Raw genomic sequence first — 18228 nt, forward strand, 5'->3', positions numbered from 1 at the left:
TTGATTCGTTTTGGGACTTGGCGGGTCCGTTGGGGGCACGGTTGAAGAGATACATCGACAAAAGTCTTCACTGGGGTAGACGACTTTGTCGCAAATAGGGTGAAAGAATTGTCAAATATCGAGGATAAGATCGTTATCGAGCTAACCGCCGATATTGTCTCGGCTTATGTAGGCAACAATCCGCTCCCGGCTTCGGGCCTGCCTGACTTGATTGCCAGCGTCAGCGCCTCGGTCCGAAAGCTGGCTGGTGCGGCTGTCGTGGAAAGCCCGAGCCTTGTTCCGGCCGTAAATCCGAAAAGGTCGGTGTTTCCCGACTACATCATCTGCCTGGAGGACGGAAAGAAGTTCAAGTCGCTCAAGCGACATCTCAGGACGGACTACGGCTTGAGCCCTGACGACTATCGCGCCAAATGGGGCTTGCCGCCGGACTACCCGATGGTCGCGCCGAATTACTCCGCGACCCGGTCGGCGTTGGCGAAGTCGACGGGACTTGGCCGCAAGCCGGCCGCTGCGCCGGCAGTCGTGGCCAAGACGACAAAGCGCGGCAAGGCGGCTGCCTGAGGCCTTGCCGACTGCACGGCGGGCGCTGTCGCGGCTCTGACGGCGCGGTTGTGGGCGCCGTTTCCAGGCCTTGTGCGGCCAACTGGCCCGCAAGGTCTTGCGAAGCGTTGATGTCCGGTGCAAAAGCGCGGCCATGCTTATCATCAACGACCTCTCGCTCCGCATGGCGGGGCGCCTGCTTCTCGACCACGCCTCGCTCACCCTGCCGGCCGGCACCAAGGCCGGTCTTGTCGGCCGCAACGGGACCGGCAAGACGACGCTGTTCAAGGCCATAACAGGCGATTTCCCCTCCGAGACGGGTTCGATCAGCCTGCCGAAGAATACGCGGATCGGTCAGGTGGCGCAGGAAGCGCCCGGCACCGAGGACCCGCTGATCGAGATCGTGCTCAAGGCCGACCTCGAACGTTCCGCGCTCCTCGAAGAGGAAAAGACCGCCACCGATCCGCACCGCATCGCCGACATCCACATGCGGCTGGCCGATATCGACGCCCATTCGGCCGAGTCTCGCGCGGCCACCATCCTGGCCGGCCTAGGCTTCGACGACGCCGCGCAGCGCCGTCCGGCCTCGTCCTTCTCCGGCGGCTGGCGCATGCGCGTTGCGTTGGCCGCCGTGCTGTTTTCGGAGCCCGACCTTCTGTTGCTCGACGAGCCGACCAACTATCTCGACCTTGAAGGGACGTTGTGGCTTGAGAACTATGTTTCAAAGTATCCGCACACGGTGCTTCTGATTTCGCACGACCGAGATCTGCTCAACCGTGCCGTCAATTCGATCGTTCATCTCGACCAGAAGAAGCTGACGTTCTGGCGCGGCGGCTACGACCAGTTCGAGCGCCAGTATACCGAGCAGAAGGAATTGCAGGAAAAGGGCCGGGTTAAGCAGGAGGCCGCCCGCAAGCACATGGAATCCTTCGTCGAGCGTTTTCGCGCAAAGGCCTCCAAGGCAAGGCAGGCACAGTCGCGCATCAAGGCGTTGGAAAAGATGAAGCCGATCTCGGCCATCGTCAACGACACGGTACGGCCGTTCTCTTTCCCCGAGCCTGTGAAGACCGTGGCCTCGCCGATCGTGGCGCTGAACAACGTCAATGTCGGCTACACCGAGGGTCAGCCGATCCTGAAGAAGATGACGCTGCGTATCGATGCCGACGACCGCATCGCGCTGCTCGGTGCCAATGGCAACGGCAAGTCGACCTTCGCCAAACTTCTGTCGGGTCGCCTGAAGCAGGAAACCGGCACCATGACGGTGGCGCCGGGTTTGAAGGTGGCGATCTTCGCCCAGCACCAGCTCGACGATCTGCGTCCTGAGGAGAATGCCTATGAGCACGTCCGCCGGCTGATGCCGGAGGCGCCGGAATCGAAAGTGCGCGGCCGCGTTGCCCAGTTCGGCCTCACGACCGAGAAAATGAATACGCCCGCCAAGGACCTGTCCGGTGGCGAGAAGGCGCGCCTTCTGATGGGCCTGTCTGCCTTCGAGGGCCCGAACCTGTTCATCCTCGACGAACCGACCAACCATCTCGACATCGACAGCCGCGAATCGCTGATCCATGCGCTGAACGAATTTCCCGGCGCCGTTATCCTGATTTCGCACGACCGCCATCTGCTGGAAGCGACCGCCGACCGGCTGTGGCTGGTCAAGGACGGTGCGGTCAATCCCTATGACGGCGACCTGGAGGACTACAAGACGCTGGTCACCGGCGTCTCCAGCGACCGCCGTGGCAAGCGCGAAGCGGACAAGGCGTCAAAAGCCGACCGTCGCCGCGACGCGGCCGCACGCCGCGCCGCCTTCGAACCGCTGGCCAAGGAAATCCGCGCCACCGAGGCGCTGATGGATCGCATCCGCAAACGCATCGACGGCATTGAGGACGAGCTGTCCAATCCGGCGGTCTATGAAAAGGATCCTTCGACCGCGACGCGGCTCGCCAAGGAGCGCTCGCAGCTTGCGCAGACGCTGGCAGGCCACGAGGAAAAATGGCTGACCATGTCGGCCGAATATGAGGAAGGCACGGCGGAGTAGGGTGAGCGCTTCACCTTCTCCCCCTGGGAGAAGGTGGCCTCGCGAAGCGAGGTCGGATGAAGGGTATGCCTGGAAACGCCAGCGTCTCACTCCGCTGGAACACCCCTCGACGTCTCGGCGCTATTGCGCCGATCCACCTTCTCAGCAAGGGGAGAAGGGAAGGTGCCATCTGGCCCTACACCTGACCGTTATAAACGGGTAGCTTGCTCCCATGAACCAGCACGCCAACCTCCGCATCGGCCATTCGGCCTGTCCGCATGATTGCCCGTCGACCTGTGCTCTCGAGGTCGAATTGCTCGACGGCAACCGCATCGGCCGGGTCCATGGCGCCAAGGCCAACAGCTACACATCGGGCGTCGTCTGCGCCAAGGTCGCCCGCTATGCCGACCGCGTCCATCATCCCGATCGTCTGCTGAAGCCGCTGGTGCGCAAGGGCGCCAAGGGCGAGGGCGTCTGGCAGGAATCTAGCTGGGAGGCCGCTCTCGACCTCGTCGCCGAGAAATTCGACGCGGCCGAAGCGAAGTACGGCTCCGAGACGGTCTGGCCCTATTACTATGCCGGCACGATGGGGCTGGTGCAGCGCGACGGCATCGAGAGGTTGCGCCACGCGAAAAAGTACTCGGGCTTCTTCGGCTCGATCTGCACCAATCTCGCCTGGACCGGCTGGATGATGGGGGCAGGCGCGCTGCGCGGACCGGACCCGCGGGAGATGGCGAAATCCGACTGCGTGGTGATCTGGGGCACCAACGCCGTGGTCACGCAGGTCAATGTGATGACCCACGCCATCAAGGCGCGCAAGGAACGCGGCGCGAAGATCGTGGTCATCGACGTCTATGAGAATGCGACGATGAAGCAGGCCGACATTGGTCTGGTCCTGAAGCCCGGCACCGACGGCGCGCTCGCTTGTGCGGTCATGCATGTCCTGTTTCGCGAAGGCCTGGCCGACCGCGCCTATCTGCAGAAATACACGGACGATCCGAAAGGCCTGGAGGCGCATCTCGTTACCCGCACGCCGGAATGGGCGGCCGATATTACTGGTTTGACGGTCGCCGAGATCGAGACCTTCGCGCGCCTCGTCGGCACGACGAAAAAGACCTATTTTCGCCTCGGCTACGGCTTTGCCCGCCAGCGCAACGGCGCCGTCAACATGCATGCCGCGTCCTGCATCGCCGCCGTCACCGGCGCCTGGCAGTATGAGGGCGGCGGCGCCTTCCATTCCAATTCCGGCATCTTCAAACTCAACCAGGAGGTGCTCGAGGGCACGCGCATGCGCGATCCCTCGATCCGCTATCTCGACCATTCGCGCATCGGCCCGGTGCTGACCGGCGCCAGTGACGCGCTTTATGGCGGGCCGCCGGTGACGGCGATGCTGATCCAGAACACCAATCCGGTGAATGTCGCGCCCGAGCAGCGGCTGGTGAAGCAGGGATTTTTGCGAGACGATTTGTTCACCTGCGTGCACGAGCAGTTCATGACCGACACGGCCAAGCTGGCCGACGTCGTGCTGCCGGCGACGATGTTCGTCGAGCATGACGATATCTACAAGGGCGGCGGCAACCAGCACATCACGCTCGGCCCCAAGCTGATCGAACCGCCGGAAGGGCCGCGCACCAACCATTTCGTCATCGAGCAGCTGGCCGAGCGCCTTGGTGTCGCCGACAGGCCGGGCTTCGGGCTGACCGAGCAGCAGCATATCGACATCATCCTCGGCAAGCGCGGGTTGGGCAGCTTCGCCAGCTTGGAAGAGCAGAAGTGGATTGATCTGCAGCCGGATTTCGACACGGCGCATTTCATCCGGGGCTTTGGCCATGCGGATGGCAAATTCCGTTTTCGCGCCGACTGGACCGGCCAGGCGGCTCCCAACCGGCCGCCGAAGAGCATGGGCCTGTTCGGCCCGGTGGCGCGATTGCCCGAATTTCCTGATCATGTCGACCTGATCGAGGTGGCTGACGAAGCCCATCCGTTCCGGCTGACGACCTCGCCGGCGCGCAACTTCCTCAACTCGACCTTTTCCGAAACACCGGTGTCGAAGGCCAAGGAGGTCCGCCCGGAACTCCTGCTGCATCCCGAGGACGCGGCGGCTCTGGGGCTGGCCGAGGGCGACCGTGTCGAGATCGGCAACATGCGCGGCGAGGTGGTGCTGCACGCCAGACTGTTCGGCGGCATCAAGCGCGGCGTCGTGATCGCCGAAGGTATCTGGCCGAACAGCGCGCATGAGCGCGGCGAGGGCATCAATGTACTGACCGGCGCCGACGCCCCCGCACCCTATGGCGGCGCTGCCTTTCACGACAACAAGGTCTGGCTGCGCCGGGCGCAAGAGCTGAGTGCATAGCGGCCGCGATTATCGATTGCGCCTGATGTCAATTCGTCCGTCGCAATGGGAGAGTGTCGATGGCTGGCGCGATTTCGCTTCTGGGAATACCGCATGACGAGAATTCATCCTATCTCCAGGGTGCGGCCAAGGCGCCGCCGCTCATCAGGCGCGAACTCACCAGCGATGCTTACTCCTCATGGAGCGAGACCGGCTTCGACCTGACCGGCCGCTTCATCGATCATGGCGACATCGACTTCGACAAACCGGGCGATCCCTGGCAGCGCATCGAAAGCGAAGTCGGTCGCGCCCTGGAGGCAGGCCACCCGCTGATCAGCCTGGGCGGCGACCACGCGATCACCTGGCCGGTGCTGCGCGCGGTGCGCCGTCGCCACCCGAGCCTGACGATCGTGCATATCGATGCCCACCCCGACATCTATCATGCCTACGGTGACAATCCGCGTTCGCACACCTCGCCCTTCGCGCGCATCATGGAGGAACGGCTAGCCGACCGGCTGATCCAGATCGGCCTGCGCGCCGTGAACGACCATCACCGCGATCAGTTCAAGCGCTTTGGCGTCGAGGTCGTGGAGGCCGCGCATTTCGGCGCAAGCCTGACGCTTGATCTCAAGACTCCGGTTTATATCTCGATGGATCTCGACGGGCTCGATCCAGCCTTTGCGCCCGGTGTCTCTCACCGCGAGCCCGGCGGCCTGTCGACGCGGCAGGTCATCAACCTGATTCAAGGCATCAACCAGCCGATCGTTGCCGCTGATATCGTTGAATACAATCCGAGCCAGGACCTCTCCAACATGACGGCGCTTGTCGCCGCCAAACTGACGAAGGAGATCGCCGGCATGATGCTCAGGACATCGCCCGCGGTGGATTGAGGGCGCGCCTGGGATCACACCGGCAGGGTTTCGGCCACCTTTTTCCTGTTTTGCCGTTGGCGGATGTCATCGGCGACCGCCTGGGCCTCGATGCCGATTTCGCGCAACAGCCCGGTGACCGCGTTGTGAAAGCCGACCAGATAAAGGCCGAGATCCGAAGCTCGGGCATTGACGCCGCTGGGGCCGGGCTCCACGCCGGGTTCGAGGAACCTGGCATAGCCTGGCCGGTAGCCGGTGGCGAAGAGGATGGCGTCGAATTCGCCGTGCTTGCCGTCCGCAAAACGGGCGCCCCGTTCCGAGATTTCGGCGATGTCGGGCGCCACCTTGATCGCACCTTCCCGGATCTTGCCGATGGTGCCGACATCGATCACCGGAATGCGCGACGCAAGGGCGATCTGCTGCAGCAGTCCCTGCTTCGGCCGTCTGAGCCCAAACTTCTCCAGCCTCCCAGCACCAGATCGAGGATGACGGGGAACAGCGCGTCGTTGATGCGCTGCGGCCCGAGCCGCGTCGCCATGCCGACCATCTGGATCGGCACGCCGAACAGTTCGCGCGGGACGATGTGAACGCCGCCGCGCACCGAGATCGTCGGTCGGGCGCCGCCTTCCACCAGATCGAGCGCAATCTCCGCGCCGGTATTGCCCATGCCGACGACCAGCACCGATTGGCCGGCAAAAGGCGCGGCGTTGCGATAGTCGGCGCTGTGCAGCGTCTTGCCCTTGAAGGCGTCGATGCCGGCAAATCTGGGCAGCAAGGGTTCGGCATTGTAGCCGGACGCGATCACCACATGCGAAGCGCGTAAGGCGCCGGAGGTCGATTCCACCCGCCAACCGCGGCCATCCCTGGCGACCGCTCGCACCGTTTCGCCGAAGCGGGGCTCCAGGGCGAAGCCTTTTGCATAGGCGTCGAGATACTCGACCACGAGGTGGCGCGGCACATAGCGCGGATAATCCCTTGGGAAGGGAACGAAGGGCAGCGAGGAGTAACGCTTGGTCGTATGCAGATGCACACGGTCATAGTGACGCCGCCAGGCTGGCGCGGCCTGCTGCTCCTTCTCAAGCATGACGAAATCCTGCCCGGCCTGGCGAAGACATGCGGCAACCGCCAGGCCCGCCGGCCCGGCACCGATGATCGCGACTTTCGTGGTTTCGTCCATGCGCGCCTCCCCCTCCAATTGGCGATCCAGAATGTCAGAAACGTGGCAAGGGTGCACCGGCTCATCCAGGCAGGGGCACCGTCAACCCGACCTTGACGCGGTCCATGGCGACGAAGGTGCGGAACTTCCGCACATTGTTGCTGCCGAAGAACAGTTTTCGCGTCAGCGCCTCGTAGGCGCCCATGTCGGCCACGGTGATGACGAGGATAAAGTCGGCCTCGCCGGTGACATAATAGCATTGCTGTACTTGCGACTCCGCCGAGAATTGCCGCTTGGTCTCGTCGATCAGTTCGGTGCGTTCGCTCTCGAGCTCCACCTCGACGAAGATGGTGATCGGCTGGCCGACGGCCGCCGGCTCGACAATGGCGACATTGCCGGCAATGACGCCGGTCTGCTCCATGCGCTTGATGCGGCGCTGCACGGCCGGCGCCGACAAGTTCACCGCCTCGCCGATCAGCCGTTGCGGCGTCGTGTTGTCCCGCTGCAGGATGGCGAGGATGGCGAGATCGAAACTGTCGAGTGAGGCTGGCGACTGAGACATTGCTCTCCTGACGAAACAAACTTGCATTTCGAGAGCCATATTACGGCGCTTTTTGCGCATGGTTTGCAATATCTTGTCTTGGATGACCCAAAGAGAGACCGCCAATGTTCCTGCCCAATCGCCATGCCTTGCACCGCCAGCCGCTGGACGAGGCCGATGCCGAAACCCTCGGCATCGCCGGGGCGGACACTGTCGAGCGTTTCCTTGCCCGCCGTGACAATCACTTGGCGACGCCGCTGCACGCCCTGCCGGCGTTGGCTGGCGAACTCGGTCTCGGCACCTTGCATGTCAAGGATGAGGGCTTTCGCCTCGGCCTAGGCAGCTTCAAGGCGCTGGGCGGCGCCTATGCGGTCTTCCGCCTGGTCCTGGAGGAGGCAAGCAAGCGGCTCGGCCGCTCCGTCGATGTCGGCGATCTCGATCGGCCCGAAGTCCGGTCGGTCGCGGCGACCATGACGGTTGCTTGCGCTACCGACGGCAATCATGGCCGCTCCGTCGCGCAAGGCGCCGAGCTTGTCGGCGCAAAGGCAGCGATCTTTGTCCATGCCGGCGTCAGCGACGGGCGCGTCGCGGCCATCGCCCGCTATGGGGCGGAGATGATCCGCGTCGACGGCAATTACGACGATTCGGTCAGGCAGGCGGCGCGCGTCGCCGCGGAGAAGGGCTGGACGGTGGTTTCCGATACCTCATGGCCGGGCTACGAACGCATTCCGGGCCTCGTCATGCAGGGCTACACCGCGATCGTGCGCGAGGCGCTGGGCCAGGTCTCCGAACCGCCGACCCATGTCTTCGTGCAGGCCGGCGTCGGCGGCATCGCGGCGGCGGTCGCCGGCCATCTCGCCATCGTGCTTGGCGAAGCCAGGCCGGTTTTCACGGTGGTGGAACCCGCCCGTGCCGCCTGCGTTTTCGGCGCCGCCAAGGCCGGGCATCCGGTCAAGATCGCGCATGGCGAGGCGACAGTCATGGCGATGCTCGAATGCTACGAGGCCTCGCCGGTCGCCTGGCGCGTGCTGGCACGCGTCGCCGATGCCTTCATGACCGTCGACGAGGACGAAGCCATCGCCGCGATGCGGCGGCTGGCACGCCCGGCCGGCAACGATCCGGCCATCGTCGCCGGTGAAAGCGGCGGGGTCGGCCTTGCCGGGCTGATCCGGGCGATGACCGATCACAAGGCCGAGCTTGGCCTCGACGCCAGTTCGCGCGTCCTAGTCGTCAACACCGAAGGCGCGACAGATCCCCGCCGCTATGCCGAACTCGTCGGCATGAATCCGGCGGATGTGCTTGCCGGCAAGGTGCTTTCTGGAGCGACGCCATGACCTTGATCGATGCCATGACCTCGATCGACGCACAAAGGCTGCTTGGCCGCATCCGCGAGCTCGGCGGCATCGGTCGTGATGGCGAGGGCAGATTGGTGCGGCTGGCCGCCTCCGACGCCGACAGGCTGGGTCGCGACCGCTTCGTCGGCTGGCTGCGCGAGGCCGGTCTCGAAGTCGCCATCGATCGCATGGGAAATATCTTCGGCGTCTGGCAGGCGCCGGCGAATGCCGGCCATGCGCCGATCCTCGTCGGCTCGCATATCGACACCGTCATCGATGCCGGCATCTATGACGGCTGCTACGGCGTGCTCGCCGGGCTGGAGGTGATCGAGACGCTGAAGGCGTCGGATCTTGTCCCGTCGCGACCGCTCGCTGTCGCCGCCTTCACCAACGAGGAAGGGGTTCGCTATTCCCCCGACATGATGGGTTCACTGGTCCATGCCGGCGGTGTCGGGATCGACGAGGCGCTGGCTGCCGTCGGCACCGACGGCAGCGTGCTGGGAAAGGAACTGGCCCGCATCGGCTATGCCGGCGACGAGGAGCCTGGCTTCCTCAAGCCGCATGTCTATCTCGAATTGCATATCGAGCAAGGCCCGGTTCTGGAACGCGAAGGCGTGCCGATCGGTGCTGTGGAAAACCTGCAAGGCATCTCCTGGCAGCGCATCACCATAGACGGCGTCGCCAACCACGCCGGCACCACGCCGATGTCGATGCGCAATGACGCCGGGCATGCGGCCGCGCGTGTCGTCACGTTCCTGCACGACCGCGCCAAAGCCTCGAACACGCCGACCGTTGCAACGGTCGGAACGATGCGTTTCGAGCCAAACGCCATCAATGTCATTCCCTCGCGCGCCGTCTTCACCGTCGACCTGCGCGACCCTTTCGAGCATCGCCTGCAAGCCGAGGAAGCCGCACTCGCCGCGTTTCTTGAGAACCTGGCCGCCGATGGTGGCGTCGCGATCTCGGTCGAGCGGCTGGCCCGCTTCGAGCCGGTGATCTTCGATATAAGCATTGTCGAATTGATCGAAGCTGCCGCGAAGAAGCGCGGGTACGCGTCCAAGCGCATGACCTCGGGCGCCGGCCACGATGCGCAGATGATGGCGCGCCTCGCGCCCGCGGCGATGATTTTCGTGCCGAGCGCCGGTGGCATCAGCCACAATCCGCGCGAACATACCGCCGATGCCGAGCTTGTCGCCGGCGCCAACATCCTGCTTGATATCGTTGCCCAGCTTGCGGATCAGGAGGTATCAGGCGATGGCTGAAATCGATCGTGATGTGCTGAAGCTGGAGATGACCGAATGGCGGCATGATCTGCACGCGCACCCTGAATTCGGCTTCGAGGAGGAGCGCACCGCGGCCTTCGTCGCCGCCAAGCTGCGCGAATTCGGACTGGACGATGTCGCCGAGGGTGTCGGCGGCACCGGCGTCGTCGGGACTTTGAAGCGCGGCAGCGGCAACCGCGCGATCGCGCTGCGGGCCGACATGGATGCTCTGCGCATATCAGAGCAATCAACCGCGCCATACCGCTCCGGCAATCCCGGAATCATGCATGCCTGCGGCCATGACGGCCACACGGCGATGCTGCTCGGTGCGGCCAAGCTCATGGCCGGGGAGGGCGGTTTCGACGGCACCGTGCGCTTCATCTTCCAGCCGGCGGAGGAATGGGGAAAAGGCGCGTTGGCGATGCTCGACGATGGCCTGATGCAGCGCTTTCCCTTCGACGAGATCTTTGGCCTGCACAACATGCCGGGCTTGCCGGTCGGACATTTCGAGACCCGTGCCGGCCCGGTCATGTCGGCCGAAGACGTCTTCGAGATCGTGCTCAGGGGATTGGGCGGTCACGCTGCGCGGCCGCATTCGGGTCAGGAAACGCTGGTCGCCGCCTGTGCGCTGGTTACCAACCTGCAGACCATCGTCTCGCGCCGGCTGAGCCCGGCCGACATCTCCGTGGTTTCGGTGACCGAACTGATCACCGATGGCACCCGCAACGCACTGCCGGGCATCGCCCGCATCCTTGGCGACGCGCGCAGCTTCCGCCCCGAGGTGAGCGCCAAGATCGAATGCCAGATGCGCATCATCGCCGAAGGCATCGCTACCGCTTACAACGTTGCCGCCGAGGTCAACTACACCAGGGAATTCGTGCCTTTGCGCAACGATGCCGAACTGGTCGACGCGGCCTTTGCCGCCGCCGGGACTGTTTTCGAACGCGGCAATATCGCGGTCGCCCGCGAGCCGATGACGGCGTCGGAGGATTTCGCCCGCTTCCTCGACCACGTGCCGGGCTGCTTCGTCTTCCTCGGCAACGGCGAGGCCTCGGCACCGCTTCACAATTCCAGTTACGACTTCAACGACGACGGGCTGTTGTTCGGCGCCAGTTTCCATGCCGCCATCGCCAGGCAGCGGCTTGGGACCTGAACCCCCGGGGGGATTTTCGCGGCATTTAGCGGGGGAAAACGCCGGGGAAAGGCCGAAATCCTTGATCTGGCATGACGCTACGGCAAGACTCAGCTAGCCTCGCTCACGCGGCGGACCTGATATCCGCCTGGCCGGCGCTATCAGATTACCTCCCAAGCGGCGCCGGCCTTCTCTCCCGCATGCTAAATTAGATTTCGTTAAAGTTAGAACGCTCGCGCTCGGCGGAAGTTAGGGGTTTTACTGTCATGGCTGTGGCACGCTTTTGGATGCTGCGGTTCATAGATGCGCGGGCGGAGCTGGATAAAGGCGGTGCGTCAGGACGAAGCGCGGCGGGTGCGCGCCCGCATCGCTCAACTCGAACGAGACTTGACCGCCGCCTCGGCGCAGACACGACAGCTGCGCCAGGACGCAGGCCACGAGCTGCGCAATGCCAAGTTCCGCCTCGAGCGTCTCGAGGAATGCATCGCGGCAATGCGGTGAAGATCCCGCAATCGTTTTTGCGCAATGCTCCATTCACTGGCTGGCAATGCCATTGTTCACGACAGGAATGGCGAGATCTTGATCGGCCCCAGTCGCCTTTGTCGGCGGCAATTTGTTGTCGCAGGCCGAGAAAGCCAAAGTCACCAGCGCGAGGATCAGTCCCAGCTTTTTCATGGCTACTTCCTCCACCCGCAGAACGAGGCGGTGTCGGTTTGGTTGCACGATTGCGCCGAGGGAACAAAATCCCCTGCCTCAGGTTGACCCAGCGAAGGAGGACCGCCGCATGATCCGTTTGCTTCTGGTTGGCACGCTGGCCTTTGTCACTTACCGTCTCGCCCGCAAGATGATCGACGAGGTTCCCGACAGTGTCGATCCGCTCTTGCTGCCAGCGCCCGCAAACGACCGCGAGGCGCTACGCCGGCAGTCGGCGTCGATGGGCGTTGACCCGAAACGCTGATTGCTCCCGCTGTATTGGCGGAGCTGCTTCTCTGTTGCGAACAAAGCGGAAACGATGCTTGATGGGCGATGAACCTCGCCGCCCATGATTCGACGTTTTTGGAACAGACCGGCCAGCCGGCTTATCTCGCCCGGCTGAACGACGCCCAACGCCAGGCCGTCGAACATGGCGACGGCAAGATTGCAGGCCCGCTGCTGGTTATCGCCGGCGCCGGCTCCGGCAAGACCAACACGCTGGCGCACCGCGTCGCCCACTTGATCGTCAAGGGAGCCGACCCGCGCCGCATCCTGCTGATGACGTTTTCGCGGCGCGCCGCATCCGAAATGGCGAGACGTGTCGAGCGCATCGCCGGCGAAGTGCTCGGCCGCGACGCCGCAGTGATCACGGACGCACTGACCTGGGCCGGCACTTTTCATGGTATCGGCGCGCGGCTGCTGCGGGACTATGCGCTGGAGATCGGCCTCGATCCGGCCTTCACCATCCATGATCGCGAGGATTCCGCCGATCTGATGAATCTCGTGCGCCACGAACTCGGTTTCTCCAGGACGGAAGCGCGCTTTCCGACCAAAGGCACCTGCCTTGCCATCTATTCGCGCGCCGTCAACGCGCAGGCGCCGCTGGGTGAGGTCCTGGGGTCCGCCTTCCCCTGGTGCGCCGGCTGGGCCGAGCAGCTCAAGCAATTGTTTGCCGGTTACGTGGAGGCCAAGCAGGCGCAGAATGTGCTCGATTACGACGATTTGCTGCTCTACTGGGCGCAGATGACCGCCGAGCCTGAAATCGCCACGCATCTGGGCGGACGGTTCGACCATGTGCTGGTCGACGAATACCAGGACACCAACCGGCTGCAGGCCTCGATCCTGATGGCACTCAAGCCCGACGGCGCCGGGCTGACGGTCGTCGGTGACGACGCGCAGTCGATCTATTCGTTCCGGGCCGCCGAAGTGCGCAACATCCTCGACTTCCCTAGACAGTTCGCGCGGACCGCCGATGTGGTGATGCTGGAGCGCAATTATCGCTCGACCGAGACCATTCTGGCGGCCGCCAACGCGGTTATCGGCGAAGCCTCGGAGCGCTTCACCAAGAACCTGTGGTCGGAACGCAAATCCGCCGACAAACCGAGACTTGTGACCGTGCGCGACGAGGTCGAACAAGCGAACTTCGTCTGCGACACCATCCTTGCCGAGCGCGAGGCCGGTACCGCGCTGAAGTCGCAGGCGGTGCTGTTTCGCGCCTCGCACCACAGCGGGCCGCTGGAGATCGAGCTGACGCGGCGCAACATCCCTTTCGTCAAGTTCGGTGGCCTGAAATTCCTCGATGCCGCGCATGTCAAGGACGTGCTGGCGGTACTGCGCTTTGCCGAAAATCCGCGCGATCGTGTCGCCGGCTTTCGCGTGCTGCAGCTTCTTCCCGGCATTGGCCCTTCCGCGGCCGCGCAGGTCGTCGAGGCCATGACATCGGCGCTGGACGAGGCGATGGGACTGGCCGGCTGGCGTCCGCCGCAGCGCGCCGCCGACGACTGGCCCGGCTTCGTCTCGCTCTATTCCGGCTTGCGCGCCGGCGCCAAATGGCCGGCCGATCTCGAACAGGTCAGGCTGTGGTACGAACCGCATCTGGAGCGCATCCACGAGGATGCGATCACGCGCCGCGCCGACCTGCTGCAACTCGAGCAAATCGGCTTGGGCTATGCTTCGCGCGAACGCTTCCTGACCGAGCTGACGCTCGATCCGCCGGACGCAACCAGCGACCAGGCCGGCCCTCCGCACCGCGACGAGGACTATTTGATCCTGTCGACCATCCACTCGGCCAAGGGCCAGGAGTGGAAGAACGTCTTCGTGCTGAACACGGTCGATGGCTGCATTCCGGCCGATCTCGGTGTCGGCACCAAGGAAGATATCGAGGAGGAGCGACGGCTGCTCTACGTGGCGATGACACGGGCCAAGGACAATCTCAACCTCGTCATGCCCCAGCGCTTCTTTCCGCATGGCCAGGCGGCACGCGGCGACCGCCATGTCTACGCCTCGCGCACCCGTTTCATTCCGGCCTCCATCCTCGCCGCGTTCCAGCAGCTTTCGTGGCCGGCCGCGCAAGCGGCGCAGGGCAGAGCGCCTCGGCCGGAGGTGCGCGTCGACATCGGCGCGCGCATGCGCGGCATGTGGAAATAGCAGGAAGCCGATGCCGCAGCCGCCGATCAGGATCGCCATATCAGGCGCTCTCGGCCGCATGGGTCGCCAGATGGCGGATGCGGTGCGGGCCGATGCGCGTCTGGCGCTCGCCGGCTGCTTTCACCGTCCAGGCAGTGTCGGCGATGGGCTGGTGAGCGGCGACGAGGCAATTGCCATGGCTGACGTGGTCGTCGACTTCACCACGCCGGCCGCCTCCGCGGAACTGGCCAGATTGTGTGCCGGAAGGGGCGGGCCAGCCCTGGTGATTGGCTCGACAGGCTTCGAGGCCGCCGAGATGGCCACCATCGCCCATGCCGCGAAAACCATTGCCATCGTGCGCTCCGGCAGCTTCTCGCTCGGGCTCAACATGCTGGTCGGATTGGTCGAACAGGCAGCGCGGGCGCTCGACCCCGATGACTGGGATGCGGAGATTTTCGAGGCTCATCATCGCCACAAGATCGACGCGCCTTCGGGCACGGCGCTGATGCTGGGGCAGGCTGTTGCCGGCGGACGCGAAATCGGGCTGGAGACGGTTGCGAGGCGCGTCCGCGATGGCGTCACCGGCGCGCGGCCGGCGGGCGAGATAGGCTTCGCGGTGGCGCGGGGCGGCGCCATCATTGGTGAGCACAGCGTCAGCTTCTGCACGGAAGGCGAGACCGTCACCTTGGCGCATTCGGCTGGTGACCGCATCATGTTTGCACGCGGCGCCATCGCCGCGGCATTGTGGGTGGCGGGCCGCGCTCCCGGCGAATACGACATGCGCGACGTATTGGGTTTTGGCGCATCGTAACCAGCAAATCCTGGCTGTTTTCATTCCCCGGTTGCTAAAGTGGCTGAAAGCCAGCTGAAAGCTTGGGCATGCAATTGATTCATTGCGGCGTTCGCCGCGTGACCGGTGCGGGAGTGGCCGGCAGGAGGAATGCGGCGCAGCCTGGATGGCGCGCCGCCCAGGTGGAGGAAGTTACATGACCGGTTTGATCTCGAAGTGCATCTTGCGTTCGGCGGCGCTGACGCTCGCCATTGTCGGCACGGGCGCGACCGCGGCGTGCGCCGCGGACAAGATCACCATCATTGTCGGCGGCATGGAAAAGCAGATTTACCTGCCGGCCGTGCTCACCCAGCAGCTCGGCTACTTCAAGGATGAGGGGCTCGACGTCGAACTGATCAACTCGCGAGCCGGCGTCGAGGCCGAGAATGAATTGCTGGCCGGCGCCGTGCAGGGCGTTGTCGGCTTTTATGACCACACTGTCGACCTACAGTCAAAGGGCAAATACATCGAGTCGATCGTCCAGTTCAGCCAGGCCCCTGGCGAGGTCGAACTGGTCTCCGCCAAGCACCCGGAGATCAAGTCGCCGGCCGACTTCAAGGGCGCCACGCTGGGCGTCACTGGGCTTGGGTCGTCGACCGATTTCCTGACCCAATATCTTGCCGTCCGCAGCGGCCTGAAGCCGGGTGATTACACGCTGCTGCCGGTAGGCGCCGGCAACACCTTCATCGCCGCCGTCAAGCAGGACCAAATTCAGGCCGGCATGACCACGGAGCCGACCATCGCGAAATTGCTCAAGACCGGCGAGGCCAGTGTCCTGGTCGACATGCGCACGCCCGAAAAGACCAAGGAAGCGCTGGGCGGCGACTATCCTGCGGCATCCTTCTACGTCCAGTCTTCCTGGGTCGAAGGCCACAAGGACGAAGCACAGAAGCTCGCCAATGCCTTCGTCAAGACGATGAAGTTCATCGCCGGCCATTCGGCCGAGGAGATCGCCGACAAGATGCCGAAGGACTATTACGCCGGCAACAAGGATCTCTATATCCAGGGGCTCGCCGGCGGCAAGGCGATGTTCACGCCCGACGGACGCATGCCGGCCGATGGCCCGGAGACGGTGCTGAAAGTTCTGTCGACCTTCTCCAAGAGCCTGCAGGGCAAGCAGATCGACCTGTCGAAAACCTTCACGACGGAATTCGTCGACGCCGCCAAGTAGGCAGGCAGGCGAGGCGGGTTACCGGTTCGCTCTTGAGGAACAACAAGTTGCGCCGCTGGCCTGAATCGATTTGGCAGCGGCGCGCCTACCGATGTCGAGAGATGGCGACCACAAGTTTTGGCCGCAGGCATTCTCGCATCATCGCCACAGGAGTATGCCATGCAAGTGCAAACGATGGCGGCTGAGAAGTTGTCTCAGGCCGCGCCGCCGGCCGATGCCGCGATCGCTATCGATGATGTGACGCTACGCTTCGTCACGCCCGACGGCCATATGATGACGGCGATCCGCGACTTCACCATGACGGTGGCGCGTGGCGAATTCGCCTGCGTCGTCGGGCCGACCGGCTGCGGCAAGTCGACGACGCTCAACCTCGTCACCGGCCTGCTGCGGCCGACCACAGGTCATGTCCGCGTCATGGGCAAACCGGTCACCGATATCAGCCGCGACATCGGTTTCGTCTTCCAGGCCGATGCGCTTTTTCCCTGGCGAAGCGTCATCGACAATGTCGCCGCCGGTCCGCTTTATCGCGGGATCCCCAAGGCGCAGGCCTATGATCGGGCCCGCGACTGGATCGCCCGCGTCGGCCTCGGCCGCTTCGAAAAACATTATCCGCACCAGCTTTCGGGCGGCATGCGCAAGCGCGTCGCCCTTGCCCAGACCTTCATCAACCAGCCGAAGATTCTGCTTATGGACGAGCCGTTCAGTGCGCTCGACATGCAGACGCGCACGGCCATGCAGGACGAATTGCTCGGCCTGTGGTCGGAACAGAAATCCTCCGTCGTCTTCGTCACCCACGATCTGGAGGAGGCGGTGGCGCTGGCCGACAAGGTCTATGTGCTCACCGCCGGGCCGGGAACGGTCAAGAGCGTCTACCGCATCGACCTGCCGCGTCCGCGTGTCATGGCCGACATCCGTTACGACCCGAAATTCGTCGAGATCGCCAAGGTGATCTGGAACGACCTGCGCGAAGAAGTGCAGCTCGGCCAGAGCCGCACCTTGCAGAGCGGGCATTGAGAGGAGACACCAACATGACCGCTATCTCTCCCACCGCTTCCCATGCCGCCGTCCGCGATGCCTCCATTGCCGTTGCCGAGGCCCGGGCGAGGGCCCGGCTGCGCCGCCGCCATGCTTTGGTCATCGGCCTGCGCCTTGCTATCCTCGTTGCGTTCCTTGGCCTGTGGGAACTCGGCGCCGACTATAACATCATCGACCCGTTCTTCTTCGCCAGCCCCTCGGGCATCTGGGAACAGATCTGGTCCTGGATCACCGAGGGCACCTCGCAGGGACCGCTCTGGCTGCAGATCTATGTGACGCTGGAGGAAACCTTCCTCGGCTTCGCCATCGGCGCACTGGGCGGCATCGCCGCCGGCATCATTCTCGGCCGCAACCGGCTGCTGGCCGATGTCTTTTCGATCTACATCAAGGTCGCCAATTCCGTGCCGCGCGTCGTGCTCGGCTCTGTCTTCATCATCGCGCTCGGCCTCGGCATGGCCTCGAAAGTGGCGCTCGCCGTAGTGATGGTGTTCTTCGTCGTTTTCGCCAACGCCTTCCAGGGGGTTCGCGAGGCCGACAGGGCGATGATCGCCAACGCCCAGATCCTCGGTGCCTCGCCGTTCCAGATCACCCGCACCGTCATTATCCCGTCGGCGATGAGCTGGATCCTGGCCAGCCTGCATGTCAGCTTCGGCTTTGCCTTGGTCGGCGCCGTGGTCGGCGAATTCCTCGGCGCCAAGCAAGGCATGGGCCTGCTGATCTCGACCGCGCAGGGCGCCTTCAACGCCAATGGCGTCTTCGCCGCCATGATCATCCTGGCGGCTATGGCGCTGGCGGTGGAATTCATCATCACCCGCTTCGAGAACTATGTCGTCAAGTGGCGGCCGGCGCCGTTCAACGAGCAGGGCACCTGATTTTGTTCCGAGGACAGTACGAGCCCGCGCTTGGTGCGGGTCGGT

The 18228-nt window shown here is 64.1% G+C and carries 18 protein-coding genes; 14 read left to right on the forward strand and 4 right to left on the reverse strand.

The genetic code is table 11. The annotated features are described in order from the left end of the window. The first annotated feature begins 108 nt into the window (after positions 1-108). The 4 genes from LB571_RS09470 to speB all read left to right on the forward strand — a co-directional run bounded on the left by LB571_RS09470 (position 109) and on the right by speB (position 5773). Positions 109-561, forward strand: coding sequence for a MucR family transcriptional regulator (locus LB571_RS09470; protein ID WP_015318459.1), 453 nt, complete (start codon positions 109-111; stop codon positions 559-561). A 133-nt stretch (positions 562-694) separates the two neighbouring features. Continuing rightward, positions 695-2572: an ABC-F family ATP-binding cassette domain-containing protein gene (locus LB571_RS09475; protein ID WP_140617193.1), complete on the forward strand. Its 1878-nt coding sequence runs from the start codon at positions 695-697 to the stop codon at positions 2570-2572. 211 nt (positions 2573-2783) lie between these two features. Next, positions 2784-4904, forward strand: coding sequence for a molybdopterin-dependent oxidoreductase (locus LB571_RS09480; protein ID WP_140823710.1), 2121 nt, complete (start codon positions 2784-2786; stop codon positions 4902-4904). 59 nt (positions 4905-4963) lie between these two features. Then, entirely contained in the window at positions 4964-5773 is an 810-nt protein-coding gene (gene speB, locus LB571_RS09485) for an agmatinase (RefSeq protein ID WP_140717882.1), read from the forward strand. Between the two features lie 14 nt (positions 5774-5787). On the opposite strand, the gene LB571_RS28955 is transcribed toward speB, so the two are convergent. The 3 genes from LB571_RS28955 to LB571_RS09495 form a co-directional block, all read right to left on the reverse strand. Next, positions 5788-6144: a hypothetical protein gene (locus tag LB571_RS28955; RefSeq protein ID WP_411961373.1), complete on the reverse strand. Its 357-nt coding sequence runs from the start codon at positions 6142-6144 to the stop codon at positions 5788-5790. Next, a complete protein-coding gene (locus LB571_RS09490) occupies positions 6141-6929 on the reverse strand; it encodes a flavin-containing monooxygenase (RefSeq protein ID WP_411961372.1) in 789 nt (262 codons plus the stop codon). Before LB571_RS09490 ends, LB571_RS28955 begins: the two co-directional genes overlap by 4 nt. Before the next feature lie 61 nt (positions 6930-6990). Beyond that, a complete protein-coding gene (locus LB571_RS09495; RefSeq protein WP_224593991.1) occupies positions 6991-7470 on the reverse strand; it encodes an Lrp/AsnC family transcriptional regulator in 480 nt (159 codons plus the stop codon). A 104-nt stretch (positions 7471-7574) separates the two neighbouring features. Between LB571_RS09495 and LB571_RS09500 the strand changes: the two genes are divergently transcribed. From LB571_RS09500 to LB571_RS09515, 4 genes are all read left to right on the forward strand, one after another. Further along, positions 7575-8783 (forward strand): diaminopropionate ammonia-lyase, encoded by a 1209-nt coding sequence (locus LB571_RS09500; RefSeq protein ID WP_224593994.1) that lies wholly within the window; start codon positions 7575-7577, stop codon positions 8781-8783. 14 nt (positions 8784-8797) lie between these two features. After that, on the forward strand, positions 8798-10045 hold the full coding sequence (locus LB571_RS09505; RefSeq protein ID WP_224594605.1) for a Zn-dependent hydrolase: 1248 nt from the start codon (positions 8798-8800) through the stop codon (positions 10043-10045). Further along, on the forward strand, positions 10038-11198 hold the full coding sequence (locus LB571_RS09510) for a M20 aminoacylase family protein (RefSeq protein ID WP_015318452.1): 1161 nt from the start codon (positions 10038-10040) through the stop codon (positions 11196-11198). Before LB571_RS09505 ends, LB571_RS09510 begins: the two co-directional genes overlap by 8 nt. Before the next feature lie 309 nt (positions 11199-11507). Next, a complete protein-coding gene (locus LB571_RS09515; RefSeq protein ID WP_224525574.1) occupies positions 11508-11678 on the forward strand; it encodes a hypothetical protein in 171 nt (56 codons plus the stop codon). Positions 11679-11711: 33 nt separating this feature from the next. Here the strand turns inward: LB571_RS09515 and LB571_RS09520 are convergent, their stop codons facing one another. Continuing rightward, entirely contained in the window at positions 11712-11852 is a 141-nt protein-coding gene (locus LB571_RS09520; protein ID WP_015318450.1) for a hypothetical protein, read from the reverse strand. Positions 11853-11961: 109 nt separating this feature from the next. On the opposite strand from LB571_RS09520, the gene LB571_RS09525 reads away from it, so the two are divergent. From LB571_RS09525 to LB571_RS09550, 6 genes are all read left to right on the forward strand, one after another. Beyond that, on the forward strand, positions 11962-12135 hold the full coding sequence (locus LB571_RS09525) for a hypothetical protein (RefSeq protein ID WP_015318449.1): 174 nt from the start codon (positions 11962-11964) through the stop codon (positions 12133-12135). Between the two features lie 68 nt (positions 12136-12203). Continuing rightward, entirely contained in the window at positions 12204-14297 is a 2094-nt protein-coding gene (locus LB571_RS09530) for an ATP-dependent helicase (RefSeq protein WP_140878568.1), read from the forward strand. 10 nt (positions 14298-14307) lie between these two features. Next, entirely contained in the window at positions 14308-15087 is a 780-nt protein-coding gene (gene dapB / locus LB571_RS09535; protein WP_224593997.1) for a 4-hydroxy-tetrahydrodipicolinate reductase, read from the forward strand. A 175-nt stretch (positions 15088-15262) separates the two neighbouring features. After that, positions 15263-16276 (forward strand): ABC transporter substrate-binding protein, encoded by a 1014-nt coding sequence (locus LB571_RS09540; RefSeq protein WP_015318446.1) that lies wholly within the window; start codon positions 15263-15265, stop codon positions 16274-16276. 159 nt (positions 16277-16435) lie between these two features. Continuing rightward, a complete protein-coding gene (locus LB571_RS09545; protein ID WP_015318445.1) occupies positions 16436-17290 on the forward strand; it encodes an ABC transporter ATP-binding protein in 855 nt (284 codons plus the stop codon). Positions 17291-17304: 14 nt separating this feature from the next. After that, complete coding sequence (locus LB571_RS09550) at positions 17305-18183, forward strand: ABC transporter permease (protein ID WP_224594000.1); 879 nt, start codon at positions 17305-17307, stop codon at positions 18181-18183. The last annotated feature ends 45 nt before the right edge of the window (positions 18184-18228 follow it).

The sequence above is a fragment of the Mesorhizobium sp. BR1-1-4 genome, from assembly GCF_020165375.1.
Classification (GTDB): domain Bacteria; phylum Pseudomonadota; class Alphaproteobacteria; order Rhizobiales; family Rhizobiaceae; genus Mesorhizobium; species Mesorhizobium australicum.